This is a genomic window from Borborobacter arsenicus (genome assembly GCF_003934165.1).
GTDB classification, from domain to species: Bacteria; Pseudomonadota; Alphaproteobacteria; order Rhizobiales; family Rhizobiaceae; genus Pseudaminobacter; species Pseudaminobacter arsenicus.
This window is the reverse complement of record NZ_RKST01000045.1, coordinates 1-23,324: the sequence shown is the minus strand read 5'-3', so window position 1 is coordinate 23,324 and position 23,324 is coordinate 1. Positions and strand designations below refer to the sequence as shown.

The 23,324-nt window shown below is 58.7% G+C and carries 21 protein-coding genes; 8 read left to right on the top strand and 13 right to left on the bottom strand.

The genetic code is table 11. From position 1 onward, the window contains the following. From EET67_RS23850 to EET67_RS23800, 11 genes are all read right to left on the bottom strand, one after another. A partial coding sequence (locus EET67_RS23850; RefSeq protein WP_483458294.1) for a cytochrome c family protein occupies positions 1-314 on the bottom strand: 314 nt, incomplete at its 3' end. Positions 315-425: 111 nt separating this feature from the next. Then, the gene (locus EET67_RS23845) at positions 426-3,569 is read right to left on the bottom strand and encodes an efflux RND transporter permease subunit (RefSeq protein WP_128628699.1); all 3,144 of its coding nucleotides are present in this window, start codon (positions 3,567-3,569) and stop codon (positions 426-428) included. A 12-nt stretch (positions 3,570-3,581) separates the two neighbouring features. Continuing rightward, positions 3,582-4,748: an efflux RND transporter periplasmic adaptor subunit gene (locus EET67_RS23840; protein WP_165900022.1), complete on the bottom strand. Its 1,167-nt coding sequence runs from the start codon at positions 4,746-4,748 to the stop codon at positions 3,582-3,584. After that, positions 4,741-5,607, bottom strand: coding sequence for an efflux RND transporter periplasmic adaptor subunit (locus EET67_RS23835; RefSeq protein WP_128628697.1), 867 nt, complete (start codon positions 5,605-5,607; stop codon positions 4,741-4,743). The genes EET67_RS23840 and EET67_RS23835 overlap by 8 nt, the downstream gene beginning before the upstream one ends. Before the next feature lie 78 nt (positions 5,608-5,685). Beyond that, a complete protein-coding gene (locus EET67_RS23830; RefSeq protein ID WP_165900021.1) occupies positions 5,686-6,294 on the bottom strand; it encodes a pentapeptide repeat-containing protein in 609 nt (202 codons plus the stop codon). A 52-nt stretch (positions 6,295-6,346) separates the two neighbouring features. Continuing rightward, the gene (locus EET67_RS23825; RefSeq protein ID WP_165900020.1) at positions 6,347-6,766 is read right to left on the bottom strand and encodes a hypothetical protein; all 420 of its coding nucleotides are present in this window, start codon (positions 6,764-6,766) and stop codon (positions 6,347-6,349) included. Between the two features lie 137 nt (positions 6,767-6,903). After that, on the bottom strand, positions 6,904-8,370 hold the full coding sequence (locus tag EET67_RS23820; protein WP_128628694.1) for a YncE family protein: 1,467 nt from the start codon (positions 8,368-8,370) through the stop codon (positions 6,904-6,906). 27 nt (positions 8,371-8,397) lie between these two features. Continuing rightward, positions 8,398-8,955, bottom strand: coding sequence for a thioredoxin domain-containing protein (locus EET67_RS23815; protein ID WP_128628693.1), 558 nt, complete (start codon positions 8,953-8,955; stop codon positions 8,398-8,400). A 1,345-nt stretch (positions 8,956-10,300) separates the two neighbouring features. Further along, complete coding sequence (locus EET67_RS23810) at positions 10,301-11,818, bottom strand: aldehyde dehydrogenase (NADP(+)) (RefSeq protein ID WP_128628692.1); 1,518 nt, start codon at positions 11,816-11,818, stop codon at positions 10,301-10,303. Between the two features lie 170 nt (positions 11,819-11,988). After that, complete coding sequence (locus EET67_RS23805; protein WP_128628691.1) at positions 11,989-12,951, bottom strand: dihydrodipicolinate synthase family protein; 963 nt, start codon at positions 12,949-12,951, stop codon at positions 11,989-11,991. A gap of 271 nt (positions 12,952-13,222) precedes the next feature. Beyond that, the gene (locus EET67_RS23800; protein ID WP_128628690.1) at positions 13,223-13,945 is read right to left on the bottom strand and encodes a GntR family transcriptional regulator; all 723 of its coding nucleotides are present in this window, start codon (positions 13,943-13,945) and stop codon (positions 13,223-13,225) included. Between the two features lie 145 nt (positions 13,946-14,090). Here EET67_RS23800 and EET67_RS23795 point away from each other — a divergent pair, with 145 nt between their 5' ends. From EET67_RS23795 to EET67_RS23760, 8 genes are all read left to right on the top strand, one after another. Further along, positions 14,091-15,335 carry an NAD(P)/FAD-dependent oxidoreductase gene (locus tag EET67_RS23795; protein ID WP_128628689.1) on the top strand — a complete coding sequence of 415 codons (1,245 nt, stop codon included), beginning with the start codon at positions 14,091-14,093 and terminating at the stop codon, positions 15,333-15,335. Further along, on the top strand, positions 15,332-16,333 hold the full coding sequence (locus tag EET67_RS23790; protein WP_128628688.1) for a 4-hydroxyproline epimerase: 1,002 nt from the start codon (positions 15,332-15,334) through the stop codon (positions 16,331-16,333). The genes EET67_RS23795 and EET67_RS23790 overlap by 4 nt, the downstream gene beginning before the upstream one ends. Before the next feature lie 107 nt (positions 16,334-16,440). Beyond that, entirely contained in the window at positions 16,441-17,274 is an 834-nt protein-coding gene (locus tag EET67_RS23785; RefSeq protein ID WP_128628687.1) for an N-acyl homoserine lactonase family protein, read from the top strand. 27 nt (positions 17,275-17,301) lie between these two features. Further along, complete coding sequence (locus tag EET67_RS23780; RefSeq protein WP_128628686.1) at positions 17,302-18,132, top strand: transporter substrate-binding domain-containing protein; 831 nt, start codon at positions 17,302-17,304, stop codon at positions 18,130-18,132. A gap of 126 nt (positions 18,133-18,258) precedes the next feature. Continuing rightward, entirely contained in the window at positions 18,259-18,948 is a 690-nt protein-coding gene (locus EET67_RS23775; RefSeq protein WP_128628685.1) for an amino acid ABC transporter permease, read from the top strand. Between the two features lie 37 nt (positions 18,949-18,985). Further along, entirely contained in the window at positions 18,986-19,717 is a 732-nt protein-coding gene (locus tag EET67_RS23770) for an amino acid ABC transporter ATP-binding protein (protein ID WP_128628684.1), read from the top strand. Between the two features lie 63 nt (positions 19,718-19,780). Beyond that, complete coding sequence (locus EET67_RS23765) at positions 19,781-20,548, top strand: NAD(P)-binding domain-containing protein (protein ID WP_165900019.1); 768 nt, start codon at positions 19,781-19,783, stop codon at positions 20,546-20,548. Between the two features lie 294 nt (positions 20,549-20,842). Continuing rightward, complete coding sequence (locus tag EET67_RS23760; protein WP_425359550.1) at positions 20,843-21,850, top strand: Ldh family oxidoreductase; 1,008 nt, start codon at positions 20,843-20,845, stop codon at positions 21,848-21,850. 219 nt (positions 21,851-22,069) lie between these two features. Here EET67_RS23760 and EET67_RS26760 read toward each other — a convergent pair whose 3' ends face one another. Then, positions 22,070-22,261 carry a LysR substrate-binding domain-containing protein gene (locus EET67_RS26760; RefSeq protein ID WP_128628681.1) on the bottom strand — a complete coding sequence of 64 codons (192 nt, stop codon included), beginning with the start codon at positions 22,259-22,261 and terminating at the stop codon, positions 22,070-22,072. A gap of 478 nt (positions 22,262-22,739) precedes the next feature. Continuing rightward, positions 22,740-23,060 (bottom strand): hypothetical protein, encoded by a 321-nt coding sequence (locus tag EET67_RS25900; protein ID WP_210211160.1) that lies wholly within the window; start codon positions 23,058-23,060, stop codon positions 22,740-22,742. Positions 23,061-23,324: the final 264 nt, after the last annotated feature.

The following is a 23,324-nucleotide window of genomic DNA, read 5'->3' as shown; positions in this document are numbered from 1 at the left end:
GGCTTCCACCGATCGGCCACGCCATCCATCGAGGGGCCGACATTTCCATGGAACAGCTCCTTCTCCATGTCGACATTGGCGTGGCAGGCCAGGCAGTTTCCGAGGCTACGATCCTTGAACACCTCAGCGCCCGCCGTCGGATCGCCAGCCACGCCCGTAAGCGAGGCCGCAACGGCGTTGTCTTCGAACTTGACGACATCGGGGGCGACATCAGCCGACATCGCAACGCTTGCCGGCAGGAGCAAGGCCCCAGCCAGAAACAGTTTCACACCATTCATCAGCTTGCCGCCCTCCACTTGTTTTCCCTTCGCCAATCCGGCGAGGTCCTCTCCAAAAACCACCTTAAACACGTTCGTAGCAGTCTTCAATGCAAAAATATGATTGTATGAATGTATTGTGGGATACGGGTCCTGATCCTGAACTGTTTATGAAAGTAACTCCGGTAACACTTGGTTCCTCTTTGCCAAACCTTGACTTTTCTGGGCTGGCCACCGGCGCACCATCGAGGCATAGATTGTCGGAACGAGGAACAGGTTGAGCAGGGTGGAACTGATCATGCCGCCAAACAGCGTGAGCGCAACCGCGCGCTGGAACTCCTTGCCGACCGGATCGCCTATGAGCAGGGGAATAACGGCAAGGCAGGTCGTTAGGGCCGTCATCAGAATGGGCAGCATGCGATCCGTGGCCCCGTGGACCGCCAGCGCCCTGGCGTCCTCGTCGGCAGATATTCCGGTCAGGGTGTCATAGCGCGAGATCAGCAGAATGCTGTTTCGCGCGGCAACCCCCAGGAGGGCAATCAGACCGATGGTTGAAGCGACGTTGAGGGTTTCACCCGCCAGGGCAAGGGCCAGCGCGCCGCCGACCAGGGCAAACGGGATGTTGGCCATCACCAGCAGCGCGTGCGGCAGCGACTTGAAGGCGAGCAGCAGCAGGGCGAAGATGATAACCAGCGTGGCTGTGCCGGACAGGACGAGGTTGTAGGTCGCCCGTTGCTGGCCGACATAGTCGCCCCCGAATTCGATGGAATAGCCGGGCGCAAGCTTGACCTTTGCGGTGATGGCCTCCTGTGCAGCGTGAATGGTCTGGTTGAGGTCGTTTCCTTCGACATTCCATTGGACGACGGCGCGCCGCGTGCCGTTGTCGCGATTGATCTGGTAAGGTTCGAGGCTTGAGGCGAGTTCTGCCACCTGACGGAGGGGGACCGTGGTTCCCTGCGCCGTCTGCAGGGGAAATTCACGCATTTCGTCGATGTTCTTGCGGTTGGCTTCGGCAACGCGAACCACCAGATCATAGGTCCGGTCAGCCTCCAGGACACGCGACACGGCCACACCATTGAAGGCCTGGCCGACCTGCCGGACGATCTCCCCGGGGGAAAAGCCGTAGAGGCCTGCCGCCTGGCGGTTCACACGAATGTCTAGGCCCGGAATGCGCACCATCGGCTCGGCCTGAAGGTCCGTTATGCCGGCAAGATCCTGCACGGCATTCATCACTTCGGTCTGCTTTTCGGTCAGTTCGTCGAAATCGGGACCATAGATTTTCACCACCACCTGGGAGCGGACGCCCGAAAGGATTTCCTGCATCCTGTGGGTGATGAATTGTGAGACGTTGATGGCGACGCCAGGAATGCCGCTCAGGCGCTGGCGAATTTCATGCAGCACTCTTTGAGGGTCTTGCACCTCGGGCAGCAGCGTGACGTCGAACTCACTGAAATTGACCGGTTGGGCGTCTTCATCGAGCCGCGAGCGGCCAGCCCGCTGGCCCACGGTGGCAATTTCGGGAATGGTGGAGAGGATTTCCTCGATCCTGCGGCCGACCCGGATGTTCTCCTCAAGCGAGGTGCCGGGCATCATCGTGGTGGCGATCACCACATTGCCTTCCGAAAGCGCCGGCATGAAGGAGCGGCCAAGCGAAAGCAGCAGGCCTGCCGACAACACGATGCCGACAACGCCGATGGCCAGCATCAGCTTCGTATGGCCCATGCTCAAGGTCAGCAGCGCCTGATAGCGGCGCTGAAGGGAACGCGCGACCCGGCCCATCGAATGGTCCGAACGGGCCGACGAGCGGGCGAGGCCGTAGTAACAGAGCACTGGCACCAGCGACAGCGCGACAAACAGCGATCCGACGACGGCAGCCAGGTAGGCGATCGCCATTGGCGCGAAAATGCGCCCTTCAATGTCGGAAAGGAAGAAAATGGGCATGAAGGCTGCGGCAACGATCAGCGTTGCAAAGACCACCGAGTTGCGGATCTCGCGCGAGCCTTCATAAACCACCGAAATCACCGGGGTTGTCGCCCCGCTTTGGCGATGTTCGCGCAGCCGCCGCAGGATATTCTCGACGTCAATGATGGAATCGTCAACCACTTCGCCGATGGCGAAGATCAGGCCGCCCAGGGTGAGCGCATTGATGCCGATGCCGCCGAGCCACAGGAACAGGATGCCGATAATCAGCGAAGCCGGAATAGCCACCAGGCTGATGACGGTTGGCCGCCACCGCGCCAGAAGCAGGATCAGGACCAGTGCGACAATGGCCGTGGATTCGAGCAGCGCGCTGCGCAGATTGTCCATCGAGCGCTCGATCGAACTTGCCTGCCGGAACACATTTGAAACGAGCTGCACGTCCGGCGGCAGGGATTTGGCCATCTCTGCCAGAACGACCTCGATCCGCTGGGTCGTTTCCACCGTGTCGGCTCCCCACTGCTTGGAGACAGTGGCGATGATCGCATCGCCGCCGAACATCATCGCATCGCCGCGTTTGATTTCCTCGCCGAGCTTGACCTCGCCTACATCGCTTATCCGCACGGGAACGCCGTCGCGGGAGGTGACGATGGTGTCGGCTATGTCCTGCAGGCCGTCGACGAGGCCGTTGGCCCGCACGAAATATTCTTCATCCGCGCTAGGATAGACGAAGGCGCCCGGCGCAACGGAATTTACCTGTTCGGCCGCCGCCACGACGCTGCTGAAGGGGATGCCGTAGCTCTTGAGCCGCAACGGGTCCACCAGCACCTGATATTGCTTGACGCCGCCGCCGCTCGCGACGACCTCCGCCACCCCCGGCTGCGCCAGCAGGCGATTGCGGAACTCCCAATCGACGAGGCTTCGCAGGGCGAGGGGATCGGGGTTCTGCGACCAGTCGACGAGGGCGAATTTGACAAGCCAGCTGATTGCCGAAGTGAGCGGCATGAGCTGAGGTGCGTCGACGCCGGCGGGCAGGCGGCTTTGGACCAGTTGCAGGCGCTCCTGCGCAATGACGCGCGCCCTGTAGACGTCTACGTCCGTTTCAAACACCACCACGATACGCGACAGGCCGACCGACGAGGTCGAACGGATCTGGTCGACATTGGGCATGCCCTGAAGGGCAGCTTCGATCGGGCGCGTGACGAGAAGCTCCACATCCTGCGCCGAGAATCCCGGCGCTTCGGTCTGCAGTTGGACCTGCGGCGGCGCAAATTCAGGAAAGACGTCGATGGCCATCCTGGGAATGACCACGATGGCAGCGACGGCAAGCAGGCCATAGAAGATCAGAACGATGAGGCGATTCCGCAACGACCAGTCGATGATCCAGTTGAACATTGCTTCCCTCAATCAGTGGTGGTGGCCACCGCCCGCGTCGGCGGACCCTTCGCCGCTCTGCTGGCGATAGGCGCCTTCAAGGATCGTCTTGCCGTTCCTAGCCAATTTTTCGCCTTCACGGACATTGGCGACACATGCCCATTCACCGACGATGTGCAGGACTTCCAACTGGCGACGCTCGAACCGATCCGCGGATTTCTGCACGAAGGCGATTGGCCGAAGCCCCTGCCTGAGGATGGTCGCAGTGGGTATCCAGACGCCGGCGGGCGCCGGCAGGAGGATGTCGACCGGCACAGTGTCGCCCAGGGTGAAGTCAGCCTCGGCGCCTGCCAGATCGACGACTGCGCGGGTCATCTGCGTGACGGGGCTCACCTCCGGCATGACATAGGAAACGGTCAATTCCTGTGCTGCGCTCCTCTCGGGCTTCACACGGATGCGGGAGACCTCCAGCTGGATCGAGGCTGCAGTGTCGGGATATGCGTAGACCTCGAGGATGGGTGCCGCGTCGGCCGACACCATGCGGGCGATGGCGCGCCCCAGGACAACGAATTTCTGCATCGTCCGGTCGCCCGCGTCGATTACGTCGCCGGAGTTGACCAACAGCTCGGTGACGATGCCGTCCTCGGGTGCGACGATCGAAAGCTGCTCGATGATAGTTTGGCTTTCGGTGAGGTTGGCGATGGCTTGCTCGTCCATGCCCCACCATTTCAGGTTTTCGCGCGCATCCTTGAGGAAATTGGGCAGATTGCCTTCCTCGCGCAGGATTTCCAGCCTTTCCTCGTTGCCGAGCAGCGTCAGATAGGATTTCTGCGTGAAGACGAAGTCGGGGCTGGAGATCGATGCGATCGGGTCGCCCTTCTTGACGGTGCTTCCCGCACGGACGAACACCCTCTCGATCTGTCCGCTGATATTTGCGTTGATATCGTTGACGGCAAGCGGATTGGGCAGCACGTGTCCATACGTCGCCAGCGCCCGCACAGGCGGTTGCGAAACTGCTGTGTCCACGCTGACGAGCGCCTGGTCGCCCACGACGACGATGGCGTCGGCAGTGGCCGAAACCGGTTCGCTGCTGGTGCAGATGTCCCCCATCATCGCCGGCGCGGGCGTCTCGGCCGACACGGGCAAGGAAAAAATCAGCAGGATGAACGCTGCGCCCAGGGGTGCTCGCCAATCAGTCATGATGATCGTCGCCCTTCTCGCCATCCACAGCGATGTGCACCGTCATGCCTGGTCTCAGCGCCCGGATGGCGGCCTCGCCGGATGGCTTGATGCGCACGGTCTGCGTTCGGTTGTTCAGGTTGATGGTGGGCGTGATCTGTTCCACGCTTCCGGTCAGGCCTTCGGTTCCTCCGCTACCGGCGATGCGCAAATCCACCATGTCTCCCGGCTGGAGATGGTCGATCGTCGCGGCAGGTACGGCCGCCTCGACAATGAGCGAATCCCTTGCGGCGACCTGGAACAGCGTGGCGCCGGAACTGCTGAACAGATTGTTGCGGGAGCCGGCGCTGACGATGCGCGAAACGGCTGCATCGACGCTGACCAGATAACCGTCCACCGGCGAGATGATTTCCACCTTCTCGATCGGTCGCCGGTTATTCTCGATCCAGTCGATTTCGTTTTCCGACAGGCCGCGCCAGGCCAGGCTCATCCGCCCCTCGATCAACTTTTCCTCGCCCGTCGTGCTGATTGCCATCATTGCGGCGCGGTTGACGAAGGTTTCGATATAGGTCCGCTGGAGCGTGCTGAGTTCTGCGCTGTCGAATTCAGCCAGCACTTCGCCACGCGAAACCTGGCGACCGACGGCACCGGCCAGCACGCGCGTGATGCGGGCATTCACCTTCAGTACGACATTGGTCACCTGGCGCGGATCGACAATGACGACGGCCGGATAAAGCGTTTTGTTATCGTGATGCTCATGGGCGTCATGGTGATCTTCGCCGCTTTCGCTGAAGGACGAAGCGTCGGAATGCGCCCATGAATGAGAGCTTCCCAGGCACGTCGAGACAGCCAGCAGCGCTGCAACCAAATATCGGTGCATGACACCTCCTCCAATTTTCCTCCCAGTCCTCGAGGGGACTAGGAAAGCACCACCTCAGGCCGGCACGCCCCTCCCGGACTATTGCCAGCATGGCCCCGGTTTGAAATCCGGGCAGGTCGTTTCGGCATCCGTGACGACCTCTTCAAGTTCTGCTTCGTCAAAATTGGCGGCGCTCAAGTCCGCCGCGGTCAACATGGCGCCTGACAGATCGGCGAAGAAGAGCCGCGCGTTGTAAAGATCGGCATTGGCAAAATTCGCACCGGCGAGTCTGGCGCCTTCCAGATTGACGCCGTCGAGCCGGGTTGCGTCCAGCGAGGCGCTTTCAAGATTGACGCGCGTCAGTGTCGCCATGGTCAGGATGGCGCTGTCGAGCGCTGCGCCCTCGAGGGTCGCGTCGCGCAGATTGACGCCGCCCATTATCGCTCCGCTCAGATTTGCCTCGGTCAGATCAGCGCCTTCCAGATTGGCACCGATCAGATTGGCGCCCTGAAGATTTGCCCCGGCCAGTATGGCCCCGTGCAGATCGGCACCGATAAGCCCGGCGCCGGAAAGATCGGCTCCCGACAAATCGCAGCCGGCACAGACATTCGTCTCCAGCAGATGCTCCTGGTCGCTGTTTTGCGCGCCTGCCACGGAACAGTTGAATGCAAGAAATGCACCGCAAAGAACCGAGCAATATCGCCACATGGGCTTCTCCATCTTGCCAGAGCCTAGGGTCAGGACCTGGTTTTCCTCCCGGTCAATGCTCCGGAAACTGGTAGCGCACCTGCATGGCTTCCTCTCCCGGCATCGCCAGGTCGATGAGCGCGCGCAGCCCCTTGCTGTCGGAGAGTTCAGCGGAAGTGCCGTGCAGTTCATTTTCTCCGGTTGGCGAGAGATCGACCGCAATGCGCTCGCTTCCCTTGAAGACGGTCGCCTTGGCCGTTGCGCCTTCGGTCGGTTGCGGCTCGTCGGAATGGTCGGTGACCCAGACAGTCACCGTGCCTGCGCCGATCGCCACTTCAAGGTGAAAATTGCCGGACATCTGCATCATGCCGCCATGCGGGCCAGGCACTTTAGCCAGTTCGGCATTGTCATGGGCAAGGGCTGCTTGCGGGATCGAAGCTGCTGCAAGCGAAAAAGCGAGGGTCAGGCCGTGAACGAATTTCTTCACCGACATCACATTTTCCTTTTCAAGCGCCGCTGCCGCGGGCATGTATTCGCGATAGGACACGTTCTTTCGGAAGCAGGGGCCGGACGCAGCAGGCCGCCATCCGGCATAGGTGCCGCAGCCAGGAGGCCACGGCACTCGCAATATCAAACCGAGGTGCTTCTCGACGATTTGAGACCTTCCCAGGACTCGGGCACCACGACATGATCATGAGCCCCGGCAGCGGTGGGCAGGCGCGCCACGATCTCGTCCGTATCGGCATCGATGACGACGAGACCCGACTGGCCCGACTGATTGCCGCTATAGACGGTGGTGATGTATTTGCCGTCCACGGTGCAGTCGCAGGTATGCGGGTCGGGGCCGGTGTCCCACTTGGCCACGACCTGCCACGTCTTCGGATCGACCTTGCAGATGAAGCCGTTATTGGGCTTGCGGGCCCAGATGGTAAAGAACACCCAGCGCGAATCCGGCACGTTGCCCATATGGAGCGGCAGATATTTCGTACCAAACCCTTCGACGAAGTTTTCCTTCTTCCACTTCATCGGGTCCGGATCTTCCGAACGGTATACCGCAACGTTGTTCTGAAGGACGTTGTTGCAGGCGAGGAAGAACTGGCCGCTGGTGATGAAGCCGGCTTCGTGGAGGGGCGTAAGCACGGAAGGGATGGAATAAGTCCATGTGTAGCCCGACTGCCTGATCAGGTTGAAATGATCGGGCGCTCCTTTGGCGGTCGACAGCAGCGCCACCGGCTCCCAGGTCTCGGTGTTGACGATCGCGCAGCAGCCGTGCCGGCGAATGAGGATCGCGCCGAGCGGTAGCGTCGGGTGCCAGGTAAATGCGTCGACGAACACCGCGGTCGGATCGGCGGGCATCAGTTCTTCCCCCAGCATCGCCTCGTGCGAGGTCTTCATGCCCTTGCGGCCCTGGAAATCGAATTTGCCGGTCGAGCCATCCGGGAAGATATGCGAGATGCTGAGCTCGCGCGAATTGGGATCGTAGTCAGCCCGGAAGGCCTTGACGATCTTGGGGTCGTCATCGATCGTGGTGATGAGGACCATGTCCTTCTGCCCGTCGGCAAAGGCCACATATTTCTCGGCATTCGGCCCGACGCCGATCGAGACGTGCACGCCCAGGGCCATGCCCGTCGCGGCGGAAACGTCGCTGACAACGGAAATCGAGTTTTGCGAGCCGCTACCGTCGTAGCGCATCTTGAACATCTTGAAATCGCCGCGGTCGCGCCATTCGGGCGAGTTTTCGTTGACATAGGGTGCGCCGGGCGGCTGCATCGTCTGATAGAAATCGAAGCCCTTATAGGGGTCGGCTGAAGGCATCGCCGCAATGTGGTGGGGAATGGGCATGTCGATGCCCGATCGGCCGAAATTGTACCAGGCCATCGTCTCGGGCACGCTCAGATCCATCGCGGATACAGTGCCATTATATTTGCCCGGAATGAGGATCACATTGTTCTTGAACTTGTTGAACAGCGCATGCTGGCCTTCCTTACTGGCGTCATGCACGGCACTCATGGCCGGATTTACACCCATTCCCGATAGTGCCAGGCTCGCGCCCGCCCCGAACGCGCCGGTCAGACAGTCTCGTCTTGAAATACGCATATGTCTCTCTCCCAAAATCGATAATGACTAAATGTCGCCGGGCTTCCACTCCCGCGTGCCGACATATTGCTTCTCCACCTTGCCATCGGCAGCGATCAGATAGCTTGTCGGCAGCCCGCGGAACCCGAGCCGGTTTGAAAGCCCGTTGGCGTCAAAGACGTTGTTGGGAGCCACGAACATCGGCTGGGTCAGGGCTTTTTCCTGCTTGATCAGGTTGATGGTCCGAACGGTTTCAGGAATAGCGACGGAACCGCCACCCAAAAGAGCCACGCCGACCGTATCGGCGTTGGCGAAAATTATCTGAGTGTCGCCTTTGTTGTCGGCCGCGAATTTGTCGATCTTGCCGAGTTCCTCCACGGAGGCCGGGGCAGCGGAAATGAAGAATACAAGCAGGGTGCGCTTTCCGTTCAGCACGTCACCAAGTGTCTGCTCCTCGCCTTTCTCATTGACCAGTTTGATATCCGCTGGGAAGACAGCGCCATGCTTCAATCCCTCCGGAAACACCTCTCCTCCTACCTGGTCGGCTGTCGGAAAAGAGCCGTCATCTGCGGCCAGCGTGCCTGCGCAACTCAGCCCGGTCGTCATCAATGCTGCAACGGCCAGTAGCGGCAGTTGCCTTTTTCTACGGTGCCAAATCAAAGCTTTCCCTCTCATGTATCTGCCCTTCCGGTTTGTACGATTCCTCTTTAGGCACTTCCCCAGCGAGGCGCTTTTGCCAGCGAAAATGCTGGAAGCAACGACGCCCGACAGGTGCAGAGTATTCAGTTCTCGACATTACGCAAGGGAATCATTCAAAAAATTAAATATGTATATATAAATGGCGCAACATCCTACTGCACGAGGATAGCTTGCTTCCTCGATGCCGAGTTCCCTCGCTGATCCTGAGGTCGGCAGTGATGCCCATCCACTGCTCCGAAGTTCAGGCTCACGGATTTGGACCTGCTGGAGCCCTGCTTTAGGCCCTCGGACTGCCGGCAGACTTTTCGGGAGATTGCAAACTGATCGCCGAGGACGCGAGTGCGAGCCTTAGCAGAAGCATCGGTGCTCTCTCGGCGGCCGAGCGGCTTTCCAGTCTCCCTAGTAGGCTTCCAGACTGGCTTCTCAGGTCGTGTGCAGAGGACGCCAATTCCGCCAACGGGACGCTGGCTAATATCATCGACGCGTACTTTGGCTCACAAATATATCGATAGGTCCGGGTCCGGCTTGCGAAGATTTGCTGGCCCTGCTCTGTCTACTGGAGACAAGGATCGGCGGTGCCAGGCGTCTTCGATGACGAGACCGATTCTGTCGACGATAGGAGTACGGGCAGTCATGGCCGAGGGTGAGGCAAATCGAAAGCGCGGACTCCTACGATCTACACCGCGCTATGACACCCGCCGAGCGCCAGCATTGATCCCAATAGCGATCATCTTCGAAGGCTAACCAGGAACCGGTCGTGTGGAAACTGCGGTGGTATCGACCCGGCGGCGGCGTTCCTGATCAATCGGGACATTTTCTTCCGGGGCCTCGTTCTTACGCCCGATACCTTCGCCGAATGGCTAAAGCTGGTCGGATGACGGCGATGGAATTTGAGAATTATAGAGCGGCAACAACCATATAGTGGAGCCCATTTTCATCTCGTCCGGCGCGCCGCTCAAAATGAATGCGCGAACGCATACATCCTTGAAATCACTTTATGATAATGCACCGCAAAAATGCATCATGAGGTAGGCGGGCAACGCCGGTTTCCGATTTTATGGTCGAAACGGCCCTCACGCTCGGCGCTGCATCGTCTGCCGGTAAGCCAGACTGAAGGTTCCTGGGATCGCTGATTGAGTTAGTGCGGCTCGATGTGATCGTCTCCGACCATATAATGCCGCATCCCGCTGATCGTGCCGGCAACCGCCTGATCGACCAGCTTCTGCGTCTCGACGCGGCAGCCACGCCCAGATCATCCCGGCATCTGTTCGGGCAGCAGTTCAGCCGGGATGTTCTGATAACTGACGGGGCGCAAGAAGCGGCGGATCGACATCGTGCCCACGGACGTTGCACCAAAATTGGTGGAAGCGGGATAGGGACCGCCATGCACCATCGTGTCGCAGACCTCGACACCTGTCGGAAAGCCATTTGCCAACACACGTCCTGCTTTATGTTCCAATACTGGCATCAGCCGTTGCGCAAGTTTGGTATCGGCCTCGTCCAGATGCAGCGTGGCGGTCAATTGACCTTCCAGCTTCCTGGCGATGTCGACCATTTCGGCCGGCAGATCAACCCTGACGATCAGGCCCAGCGGGCCGAATACCTCGCTACTCAGCGCATGGTCCTGCAGGTAAGTGGCAGCGTTTGTTTCATAAAGATTGGGACTTGCCGAACGGCCCTCGCTGTGGGTTTCGACAATAGGCCGAACTGCCTGATGCCTTGAAAAGCGCGCCTTGCCGTACCGATAGGCCTCGGCAATACCGTCTGTCAGCATGACTTGCGGGCCGGTCTTTTCGAGCGCGGTCTTGGCTGCGGCGACGAAGCGGTCGGCATCCGGCCCATTGGCCAAAACCACGATGCCGGGATTGGTACAGAACTGGCCGGCACCCTGCGTCAGCGAGGCTGCCCAGCCTTGGGCGATTGCCTCGGCGCGCGCGGCAAATGCGTGGGGTAGGAGAAACATCGGATTGACGCTGCCCAATTCGCCGAAGAACGGAATCGGTTCCGGGCGCGCCGCGCAGAGGTTGAATAGCGCCCGCCCCGCGGCCAGTGAACCGGTGAAGCCCACCGCCTTGATCAACGGATGTTGCACCAGCGCCTGGGCCATCTGCCGATTGCCGCCCTGGATCATGCTGAACACGCCCTTGGGCATGCCAGTCCTTTCGATCGCAGCCCTTATCGCTTCGGCCATGATCTCGCCCGTGCCGGGGTTAGCGGAATGACCCTTGACGATGACGGGGCAGCCTGCGGCCAGTGCGGCCGCCGTGTCGCCTCCCGCGGTGGAGAAGGCGAGGGGGAAGTTCGAGGCACCGAACACCGCGACCGGACCGATGGGACGCTGCATGAGCTGGATCTCGGGGCGAGGCAGCGGCTTCCTATCGGGCAAGGCCGCATCCAGACGATGATCGAGATAGTCGCCCTTGACGATGTGCGATGCGAACAGGCGCAACTGACCAACGGTGCGCCCGCGCTCTCCCTCCAGGCGCGCAGCCGGCAGGCCGGTCTCCTCGCAGCCGATCTGTGTGATCGCTTCGGCTCGTGCCTCGATTTCGTCGGCGATGGCGTTCAGAAAGATAGCGCGGCCAGTGCGCTTCGAATAGCCATAGGTCCAGAACGCCTCTTCCGCCGCCGCACAGGCCGCATCCACATGCGCGGTTGTGCCGACGAAGAAATCATGCGGCGTGCCCGATGAGGGCTGCGACCGGAACCTAGCTTCACCTGCGATCCATTCGGCTGCAATCAGATGTTTGCCGTGAGGGATAAAGGGCATCTTCGAGGTCCTTGTTTAGAGATCGCAGGGTCCGGCTTGCGAAAAGACATGTGCCTGACTGGGCTGCACGAATTGGAACGAGCCTTGCAAAGTGGTCCTGGCCGCCAGTGAGACGCAGGGCAGGTAGATCGGGAAAGGCCTGCCCGAGCAGGCCCTTCTTCACCGCCACCTCAGGCGGCGTGTTTCTGTGCGGCGCCGGGCTCCTTGCTCCATTGCGCATACCAAGTGTCGAAGAGTTTGAGTTGCGCTTCCGTATAGCCGCGCTGGCTGTCTGAGAGCGCGTCCGTCTCGTTGAAGTGGAGTGCATATTCCGGATTACCTTTAAGGACCATCATATGCTTGTAGTAGAGGACTAAATCCGCCCCCTCATCGAAGTAGGACAATACGGCCAGCGCTTGTTCCAGTTCCCGTGCTCTTTGCCTAGCTTCCGGATCGCCCTTGGCGGCCGCGTGAGACAGAGCGCAGAGATGTAACACTTCACGCGGAAGTACGTTACCGATCCCTGTGATCGCGCCGGTAGCTCCGCAATTGATGATGCCGTGGAACACGGTGGTATCGACGCCGACCATTAGCGCCACTTCATCGTCTTGGCTGGTGATGTGTTCAGCTGCGTAAGTCAGCGCGTCGACACCTCCAAACTCCTTAAAACCGACAAGATTCGGATGGTCGGCGCGGAGGGCGAAGAACAGGTCAGCACGCGTGGCGAAGCCGTAGTGAGGGCTGTTGTAGATCACGGCCGGCAGATTAGGCGCGGCGGCCAGGATCGCTTTGAAATGGTGGCGCTGCGCTGTCAACGATGAACCCCGCGAGAGGACGCGCGGAATTACCATAAGGCCTTTGGCTCCGACCTTTTGTGCATGCGCGGCATGAGCCACTGCCGAGGCTGTGTTGACTGCCCCGGTGCCAACAATGACTGGCACGCCCGCTTCGGCCAGGCGTTGCACTCCTTCCATGCGCTGCTCGTCGGTCAGGAGAGGCCAGTCGCCCATCGAGCCACAGTAGATGACGGCGGACATACCGGCCGAGATTAACTCCTGACCTTTGCGTACCAGCGCGTCGAAATCAGGGCTGCGGTCGGCCTTGCATGGTGTCATCAGCGCCGGGATGCAGCCTGAAAAAATGCCGAGTTTCATATGATTCTCCTTCAAAAGTCTATTTTTTGTTCGCGCAGTGGAGGCGCGAACTCCAAAAATCCACCTGCGCCGACTGTTATAATATACTAAGTATTTTATTTGTCGACATAAAAATAGGATGCATGCTGCCGACAGCGAACCGGACGTCCCTAGGCTATTGCCGCATTATTCGGTGACGACATGCCAGGAAAAATACGCGGTCCGGCGAGTTGGATGCAGGCGCGAGTGGCGCCGTGCCTGCGAGCCCGATAAGCCCCTGAAGCGATATGGGTCAGATACTGATATGTGCGTTCGTTCGCGCATCCGCTGTAATGGACGCCTGGATCTGGCGGACGATCTGCTCGGCGTGATCGCGTGCGAGCCTGTCGGCCGTTTCAATATCGTGCGCGACGATGGCGGCGATCATATCCTCGTGCTCGGTCACATATTGGCGCGGCAAAACATCGCCGAAGGATGAGTAGTAGAGCCGCAGGATGCGCCGGCCCTCATCCAGAAGTTGGGTGAAGAGTTCGGTATAATACCGATTTCGCCCGGCTTTTGCGATCTCTAGGTGAAAGTCCCGGTTTGTCGAGATCATTGCGAGCGCGTCCTTCCTTTCAGCCGCCTGTGCAAAAGCGGCCTGAAACGCCCCGATTCTCTCGATGTCCTCAGTCCGGCGATTGGAGGCGGCAAGTCGCGTGGTCACGCGGTACATCAGCGTTAGGGCATCGAAGAACTGCGGGAGGTTCAAAAAATCGATGTTCGAGACGATCGTGGCGCGATTGGGCAGCGTGGTGATCAGCCCCTCGGCCGCCAGTCGCACAAGCGCTTCACGGATCGGTGTGCGTGAAAGCGAAAAGCGCTTGGAAAGCTGGAGTTCGTCGATCGGGCTGCCGGGCTCCAGCTTCAGTTCGACAATCTCATTGCGAAGTATCTCATAGACATGGCCGACTCCTGAGCCGCGCCGGTGGCCGTTTGTCTTTTCCGTCCCTTCCCTGTCGCGTTTCTCAGCCATCGTCACCCCCGCCTTTTTGTTTCGTAAAGACGCTTTTAACGCAAGGCGAGGGCGGCGTCAAAAGAGTGTCGATTTTATTTATTTTTGTTGTCGACAACACGAATGCAAGTTGTTACGTATTGAGCACGGGAGGATATTGCGCATCATGAAAATCGGCGTGATCGGAGCAGGTATCGTAGGGGTCGCAGCAGCGCTTGCGCTGGCTGGTCGCGGCCACCGCGTGACGCTCCTTGAGCGCGATGCTGTGGCGGCTGGCGCGTCCCGTGGCAATGCCGGGGCGTTTGCCTTTGCAGACGTCATTCCGCTCGCCACGCCAGGCATCATGCGCAAGGCGCCGCGTTGGCTGATCGATCCCAACGGTCCGCTGTCCATTCCTCCGGCCCATTTTTTCCGCATCGCGCCGTGGCTTCTGGCCTTCTGGCGCGCGAGCCTTCGTGATCGCTATCGCGCCGCCGTGGAGGCTCAGGGCGCGCTAATGAAATTGTCCAGCGCCGCATTGGAGCGGCTGGTTGCCAGGCATCGGCTTGAAGCGCTCCTGCGACGTGAGGGGCAATTGCAGCTTTACGAAACGGCAGATGAGTTCCGTGAGAGCCTGCCGGGGTGGGCAGAGCGGCGGGCGGCCGGCGTTCGTTTCGAGCTTCTCGAAAGTACAGGCGCGATTGCCGAAATCCAGCCTGGCATCGCGCCGCGCTTCACGCATGCGGGCTACACGCCGGACTGGATCAATGTTGTGGATCCAGAACTGTGGACGCAGCGTCTCGCCGAGGATTTCGTCCGGAGTGGCGGGCAGATCGAGCGTGCGGAGATTTGCGACCTTGCGCCGTCCGAAAACGGCGTGCGCCTCGCCGGACCTGCCGGTGAATGGCGTTTCGATCGGGTGGTCGTGGCGGCGGGCGCTTTCTCGGGGCGGCTGACAGCCCAACTCGGGCTTAACCTGCCGCTCGAGACCGAGCGCGGCTACAATACGACGTTGCCCGCCGGTGCATTTGATCTGCGTACTCATGTCACATTCAGCGGACATGGGTTCGTCGTCTCGCGCATCGGCGATGGAATCCGAGTTGGCGGTGGGGTGGAACTCGGTGGCCTCGACCTGCCGCCGCGCATGGAGCGGGCTGCCTCCCTGCTGCGCAAGGCAGCGTCTTTCTTGCCCGGCCTCGACACGCGCGGCGGCACGCAATGGATGGGCTTCCGCCCTTCCATGCCGGACAGTCTTCCCGTCATCGGTGCAGCATCTCATCCGTCGGTTGTGCTCGCTTTCGGGCACGGTCATCTCGGGCTTACGCAATCGGCTGGCACCGCCGAACTGATTGCCGACATTGTAGACAGCCGCCCGCCCTCCATCGACATCGCGCCCTATCGCGCATCTCGTTTTTCCAGGGTCCAGAAATGAGCAACCATACTTTCCAGTGCATAGACGGTCATACCTGCGGCAATCCCGTCCGTCTCGTTTCCGGCGGTGGTCCCTGCCTTGAAGGCGTCACCATGATGGAGCGGCGCGCGCATTTCCTGGCCGAATATGACTGGATCCGCACCGGGCTGATGTTCGAGCCGCGCGGCCATGACATGATGTCGGGCTCGATCCTCTACCCGCCTACGCGACCGGATTGCGACGCGGCAGTCCTGTTCATCGAGACCTCGGGTTGCTTGCCCATGTGCGGGCACGGCACCATCGGCACCGTCACCATGGCGATCGAGAACGGGCTCGTGAAGCCGAAGGAGCCGGGCAAGCTCCGTCTCGATACGCCAGCCGGGCTGGTGGTTGCCGAATACAGGCAGGAAGGCCGCTTCGTGGAGGAGGTGCGTCTGACCAACGTGCCGGCGTTCCTGCATTCCGAAGGGCTTGAGGCCGAGGTCGAGGGACTGGGCAAGGTTACGGTTGATGTGGCCTATGGCGGCAACTTCTATGCCATCGTCGAGCCGCAGGCTTGCTTCCGCGATATGGGTGACTTCTCGGCCGGTGAGTTGATCGGCTTCAGCCCCAGGCTCAGGGCAGCGCTCAACACAACCTACGAATTCGTGCACCCCGAAAATCCGTCGATCCGCGGTCTCAGTCACATATTGTGGACCGGCTCACCCCGGCATCCGGATGCGACGGCACGCAATGCCGTGTTCTACGGCGAAAAAGCGATAGACCGGTCGCCATGCGGCACAGGAACTTCAGCCCGGATGGCCCACTGGGTCGCCAAAGGCCGGCTCCAGGTGGGCGACGAGTTCATCCATGAGAGCATTATCGGCAGTCTGTTCAAGGGGCGGGTCGAAGCGGCGACGAAGGTCGGAGACGTAGACGCCATCATCCCCTCGATCGGCGGGTGGGCGCGCCAGACCGGCTTCAGCACGATTTTCATCGACGATCGTGATCCCTACGCCCACGGCTTCACCGTCATCTGAAGCCGTCTTTGCGGACAGAGCGACAGATTCACGGCTTCCTGTGTCCATAAAAGTTAATCCGCTCGCGTCTTGTGAATCCCTAAATTAACAAGGTCAAAATCAAGAACATGAACGATTTGTATGAGTTGTATGCCATTCGTTACGCTACGCGTGGAAATCGATATTCCAGCGAGAATTTCATAGTAAACGCATGGAGCCAGGGCGGCAGCAGCAAAGAATCACCAATAGACTATTATTTCTGGCTAATCAAAAACAGTTCCAGGGTTATTGTTGTCGATACCGGCTTCACGCAAGCAGAAGCGGCGGTCCGGCGTCAGGCGTCCGGCGGCGTATGGGATCCACAATTCTTCTGTGATCCGGTGGATGCAGTGCGGATGCTGGGAGTCGATCCCGCAAGCGTGTCCGACGTTATCCTGACACATCTTCATTTCGATCATGCCGGATCGCTGTCTGCGTTCCCGTCCGCTCGGTTTCATATTCAGGAGCGTGAGGCAGCTTACGCAACCGGCCCGAATATGGCTCATCAGTTTCTGAATTCGGCCTATTCGCCTGACCACATCAAGGAATTCATCGATCTGCTCTATGGTGGCAGGGTCGTATTCCACGCTGGCGACAGCGCCCTTGCTCCTGGCGTTTCTCTGCACCCGCTCCCCGGACATACTTTGGGCCTTCAGGGCGTCCGTGTTTCTACCAAGCGCGGGCAAGTCCTCCTCGCCAGTGATTCCACGCATTTTTATGTAAATTTCGAGACTAACTCTCCATTTCCCATCGTGGCTAACGTTACAGCCATGATGGAGAGCTTTGCACGGCTGAATTCATTGGCCGATTCCAAAGATCATATCATCCCGGGACACGACCCGTTGATCAGGAACAGGTACGCGCCGCTCTCACAGAAGCTTGATGATGTTGTTTTTCGATTGGATGAACCAATTAACATGTAAGTAAAGTCTTATCAACCGGAGGAAAAAATGAAAATCAAATTCTGCTCGACCCTTTTCGGCGTCACTGCCGCATTGGCATTGATGGCCGCACCAATAAATGCGTGTGAAAGGTCCATTGACGATTCATCGGTCATCAAGCCGGGGCATATTACCTATGTCGCCAATCCCACTGTTCCTCCCTATCAGTTCACCGACAGTACAGGCGTGCTGAAGGGGCTCCGCGTCGACCTTGCGAACGCGCTTTCCAAAAGACTTTGCATGGACAGCGAATTCATCAGCGCCGAGTTTTCCGTCCACATTCCTGGGCTGGAGGCGGATCGGTGGGATGTGACTATCGCGCCGATATTTTACACCGCTGAGCGTGCCAAGCGCGTCTATATGATCCCCTATGAGAAGCAGGCCCTCAGCATTTCCACCAAGGTGGGTGACGGTAGAATCGGCTCCCGGGACGATTTGAGCGGCAAGGCGATCGGCGTCGAGATCGGCGGATTTGAGGAAAGCAGACTGCGCGACTTGCATGCCGAGTTCGAGGGTTCGGGCCGCAAAGGCATAAACATCCAGACCTTCGACAATTATGCGACCGCTTTCCAGGCGCTGCGCTCCGGCCAGGTGGATGCCGTGGCCGCAATGGATGCCGTTGGATATGACTATCAGCAGCGCGGCGACTTTACCCGTGTCCTGTCCGGCTTGTTCGCAACGCCCGCATCGCTGGCATTCGGGGATAAGGCCCTGGCTCAGGCAGTTGTTCGGGAGCTGAACGAGATGAAGACGGATGGCTCCCTTGCCGAACTATACAGGCCCTATGGGATCGAGCTTCTGCCGGGAGAATTTCTCCTGAAGGGCCCGGACATAAACTAGGGCAAAAATAACGGCAACTGGCCGCAATATGTTTCACGCGGTCAGTTGCCGGTATGCCGCCCGATTTTGGCGTGCATATTACGAGAAAAGCCGAAGTACTAAGCGTAAAAAAGAGAGGATTGCCAGATGTGGAGCTGGGAAGGATTTTTCTCGTATCTCTCAAATGAATATATTTTCCAGGGCGCCGTGACCACGATCTGGCTGACAATAGCGGCGATCCTGCTCGGCTTGCTGCTTGGACTGATCATAGCTTTGCTGCGCATGTCGAATGTCAGGGCTTTTTCGACGTTTGCCGCGGTTTATATATGGCTGTTCAGGGGTACGCCCTTATTGGTGCAGTTGATTGTCCTGTATACCGGCCTGCCTCAAATGGGGATAAGACTTACCGTCATACAGGCGGCATTGATCGGATTGACGCTCAACGAGGCGGCCTATCTGTCCGAAATTATACGCGCCGGAATAAGCGCCGTACCTGTAGGTCAGCAGAATGCAGCCCGAGCTCTTGGTTTCCGCAACTATCAGGTCATGCTGTATGTCGTTCTGCCCCAGGCTTTTCGGATAATCATACCCCCTCTTGGTAATTCCATTAACAGCCTTCTCAAGATGACGTCGGTAACGTCTGTGATATCGATGGAAGAACTTCTGAGAAGAACGCAAATTCTTATACAAGAAAAGTTTATGGTTCTCGAGTTATTTGCTGTTGCTGCAATTTATTATCTGGCCCTTACCACTCTCTGGGATTTTGCGCAAAGAAGGATAGAGGCGCGCGTCAGTCGAGGCCACAAGACAAACGTTTCACTTGCCGAGCAGGGATAGCGATAGGGAAGGTCGTCCAATGGTAGGAACGGATAATATGGTCATTGATGTCCGCAATGTCTCGAAGTCATATGGCGACTTCAAGGTCCTTAGTGACTGCAACCTGTCAGTCAATTCAGGTGAGGTTGTGGTTGTCTGCGGGCCATCGGGATCAGGAAAATCAACACTGATAAAGTGCTTGAACGGCCTGGAGGCGGTACATGACGGGTTCATATCGATTGCGGGATTTAACCTGACCGACCAACATGCGGATCTTCCGAGTGTGCGGCGCACGGTCGGCATGGTCTTCCAGAATTTCGAACTGTTTCCGCACCTGTCGGTCCTGCGCAACATCACAATCGCCCAGGAGAAGGTGATGCGCAGAACCAGAGAGGAGGCAACAGACAAGGCGCTGGCTCTTCTCGAGCGAGTTGGGCTGACAACACAGAAGGACAAATATCCAAGCCAACTCTCCGGAGGACAGCAGCAGCGCATAGCGATTGCGCGCGCGTTGGCTATGGATCCTCAAGTCATGTTGTTCGACGAGCCGACCTCCGCCCTAGATCCTGAAATGATCGGGGAAGTCCTCGACGTGATGGTCGAGTTGGCAAGAGCGGGGATGACGATGGTGTGCGTTACGCACGAAATGGGTTTTGCGAAGTCGGTGGCCGATCGCATCGTCTTTATGGACAAGGGCGAAATAGTGGACGACGTCGCGAAGAATGATTTCTTTGGTGGGAACGCGTCGTCTAGAGCGCAGACTTTCCTGAGGAAGGTAATCAGTCATTAGACGCGCATAAGCATTATTTAAAAACAGAGATATTTGACGATAGTTTGGGTTCAGAGATTTATGATGCGGGTAGGCTTTATTGGAACAGGCGCCATCACGAAGGCAATTGTTGAGGGGCTGGATCGTGCGGGAAAGGACAATACAATCCTGGTCTCAAATCGCTCCGAGGCGGTCTCCCGTGACATTGAACGGCGTTTCGCAAGGATCAAGCGTGCCCCGAATGCGGAAGTCGCGGCGAATTCAGATATCGTCTTTATTGCGACGCGTCCAACGCAGGTCGAAGAAGCCCTGGCCGGTATTTCCTTTCATCGGAGTCAGATCGTCATCAGTTTTGTGACCGGACTGTCAGTGCAGGATCTCGCAAAGCTTGCTCCCCTGTCGACGGTCGGGCGTGTTCTTCCGCTTCCTTCGATTGCAAGGTGCGAGGGGCCTATTATTTGCTATCCCGGCATACCGGAAATCTTGCAGCTTTTCGAGGGAATGGGTCACCTGGTGGTGCCCGAGAGCGAGAGTGAACTCCTCGCGATGGGTAGCGTCAGCGGGTTTATGTCCACTTATTTTGAATTGCAGAACTCCTTGATTGCCTGGCTTGGCCGGCGGGGAGTGACCGACGAAAATGCCAGTACCTATGTCAGGGCGATGCTTTTCGCACTATCCAGCACGGCTTATTCGACGAGCGAGACGGAGATGGATAATCTCCCTGCAGAGCATGAGACCAAGGGCGGATTGAATCAAAGGGTCAGGCAGAAGTTGAAAGACCGGAGTTGGTTCGATCAACCGGCCGAATGTTTTGGTGAGATTTTGAGCCTGAAGAGATCGTCTCTGGAATAGTGCGTGCGTGCCGTCTGCTATCCGGTCGACGCGGGATATCGGCAGCTGTTTGGGCTGCGTCACGATACGCCCTCGTATCGGTGTTTTGCGGATTTGATCGGTATGCGGGCCGGCTTCGTCTGGCCTATATGCGGCTTTAGCGGTGCCGTTTCCGCGCAACCTTGCCGTGGAATGCCTGCAAGGATCCGCAGACGGTCGGAGTGGTTCTGTTATCCGCCAACTGGAATTGATGACGAACAAGATGGAATTCACATGACTGGGATCGCAATCCGACAAAATGACACGAGCCATGTCATGGTTGGTGTCGATGACGTATTTCACATGGCCTTGCAGGTCTTGCTGAATGCGGGCTTGTCGCCCGAGCAGGCGGAGCCCGTAGCGCGGGTCATAACCGCCGGAGAGCGAGACGAGTGTTTCTCGCATGGTCTCTACAGGCTGCCTGGATGTGTCGAAACGATAAAAAGCCCGAAGTTTGTACCCGATGCGGTCCCCAACATCGTGGAAACATCGGCGGCCGTCGTTCACGCGGATGCTGCCTATGGCTATTCGCTGCTGGCGTTTGATCGGGCGCTTTCGATTGTGGAGCGAAAGACGAGGTCGGTTGGAGTGTGCATCCTCGCCATCAACAACTGCTTTCATTTTTCGGCTCTGTGGCCCGAAATCGAGGCGATGACCGAGCGCGGACTGGCGGCGATCGCCATGACGCCGAGTCATAGCTGGGTCGCTCCGGCCGGTGGAACCAGGCCGGTGTTGGGAACCAACCCAATCGCCTTCGGCTGGCCACGCGGCAAGGAGAGGCCCTATGTTTTCGATTTTGCAACCAGCGCAATAGCTCGCGGAGACATCGCCCTGCACAAGATTGGCGGCAAGCCGATACCGGCTGGATGGGCGGTTGATTCGGATGGAAATTCGACCACCGACGCCGCTGTGGCATTGTCCGGCGCCATGCTTACATTTGGCGGCCACAAGGGGTCCGCCTTGTCGACCATGATCGAACTGCTCGCCGGCCCTTTGATCGGCGACATGACGAGTATGCAATCCATGGCGTTTGATGGCGGGATCAAAGCCGCTCCCTGCCATGGCGAGCTGATCATCGCTTTCGATCCCGAATTGCTAGGCGGTGGCACCAGCACTGCCAATCACGAAAGCGCTGAAGCCCTGTTTGCGGCGTTTACCGATCAAGCAGCCCGATTGCCTTCGCAGCGACGCTATGAGGCGCGGGAACGCAGTATGAAATACGGCGTACGGGTTGCAAGGGAATTGTATGACCGCATCCAATCACTCCTGATGGACGTGCAGTGATCTTGCGGTGCAGGATGGCGGCGAGCTTGCGCGCCAATCCGAGTTGCATCGCGATCGGGCGCAGGCGGCAATGGATCACGTCAAGGCCAATGCCGCCATACCGGACCCGGCTGGTGCTATGACTCCGACCAGGTCAAGCACGGAGCGCCCCTATCTCTGAATTGCGAAATTCTTGTGCATCACAACTCTCGGATTTTATTAAGTCATGCATCCAGTTGCTTAGGCCTTTACAGCCGGGCGGTTTTCTGCAGCTTCGTGATAGAATAAAGCAATCAGTTTGTTTGAAGGGCAATCGAAGTCGAAGAGCCGGACCAGTTGACCGTTCCGGACATACTGTTCGATGAGTGAACGCTGGGCGATGCCAATACCTTGGGACTGCTCTACTGACTGACAAAGCGCTACAGGAAGCATTCATACGGAAGTTTGACAGACTCTGTATGGATCAATCCTTTGCCCGCGCCACGTATCCGCCATGCCCCAGCTTCGTACCGGCCAGATACCATCAACCTCCTCCTCGATGGTGAAATGAAACTCCCTGACCGCCGTGCCTCGATGCGCGGCAGTATGTCGGAAAACTGCGCTCTGGTTACCTCCAACGAGAGACTCAGAGAGAGCAGGCGCTTGGTCTGGAACAGTGCACCCGCGTCAGGGAACTCCGTCTTCATGGGCGTGGGCGCCATGATCATGATAACGCCCGGCCACGTAAACGCCGAGTTCGACATTCGGAGTGCTGCGGGAAGTATAATGTAGGTGAACTCAACCGATTGGCGAGGTGGACCCGGCTGAACCACCTGGCCGAAATTGATACCGGGGGCACCCACGATTTCTCCGCGCCATTCGCGCGCCACGATCGGTGGCAACTGGAGACCGCCGGCCCTCTTGCGGGCCGTCATTCCGCGGATAGAGGGCGGGGAAGCGAGGCAATATCTATACCCGCCCCCACCAGTCGCCGCCTTGTCGCCGCAACGACCTCCACGTCGAATTGGCCCTCGTGTCGAAGGACGATAGCCTCGCCGGTCAGTTCTGGCATGTTCCGCTCCAGCAGCATAGCGAAACCGTTGGTACTGTTGGTGGTCCAGCCCTGAAGAGTCTGCGTCACTCCCACCCTTGCGACTTTCTGCCTTGTATGCGCGAGCCGGGTGGTCTTTCCCCGCTCTTCAGACAGGACGTGCTCGAATGCGTATATCGTCTGCCAGAAATCATGCTCCACGGTTCCAGGCTTCTCCTTCGGCAGAACCGAAACCAGCCTGCGGAATGCGGCATAGGCGACGCGCGTCTCGCCCTTGTCCCGGGCGTTCCTGATCCATGATCTCAGCTTTTCGGGATCGTCGCAGTTCCCGATTAGCTCCAGAACCCTAGGTCACGTACCCATAAACGGGATTGAACGAAGCCGCTGACGCGGCATTTGGCAGGTCGGTTTGCGGTTGAGGCTTCTGTTTTGAAGGATTGCGGCTGTTGAAGCGCAATCTTGAGG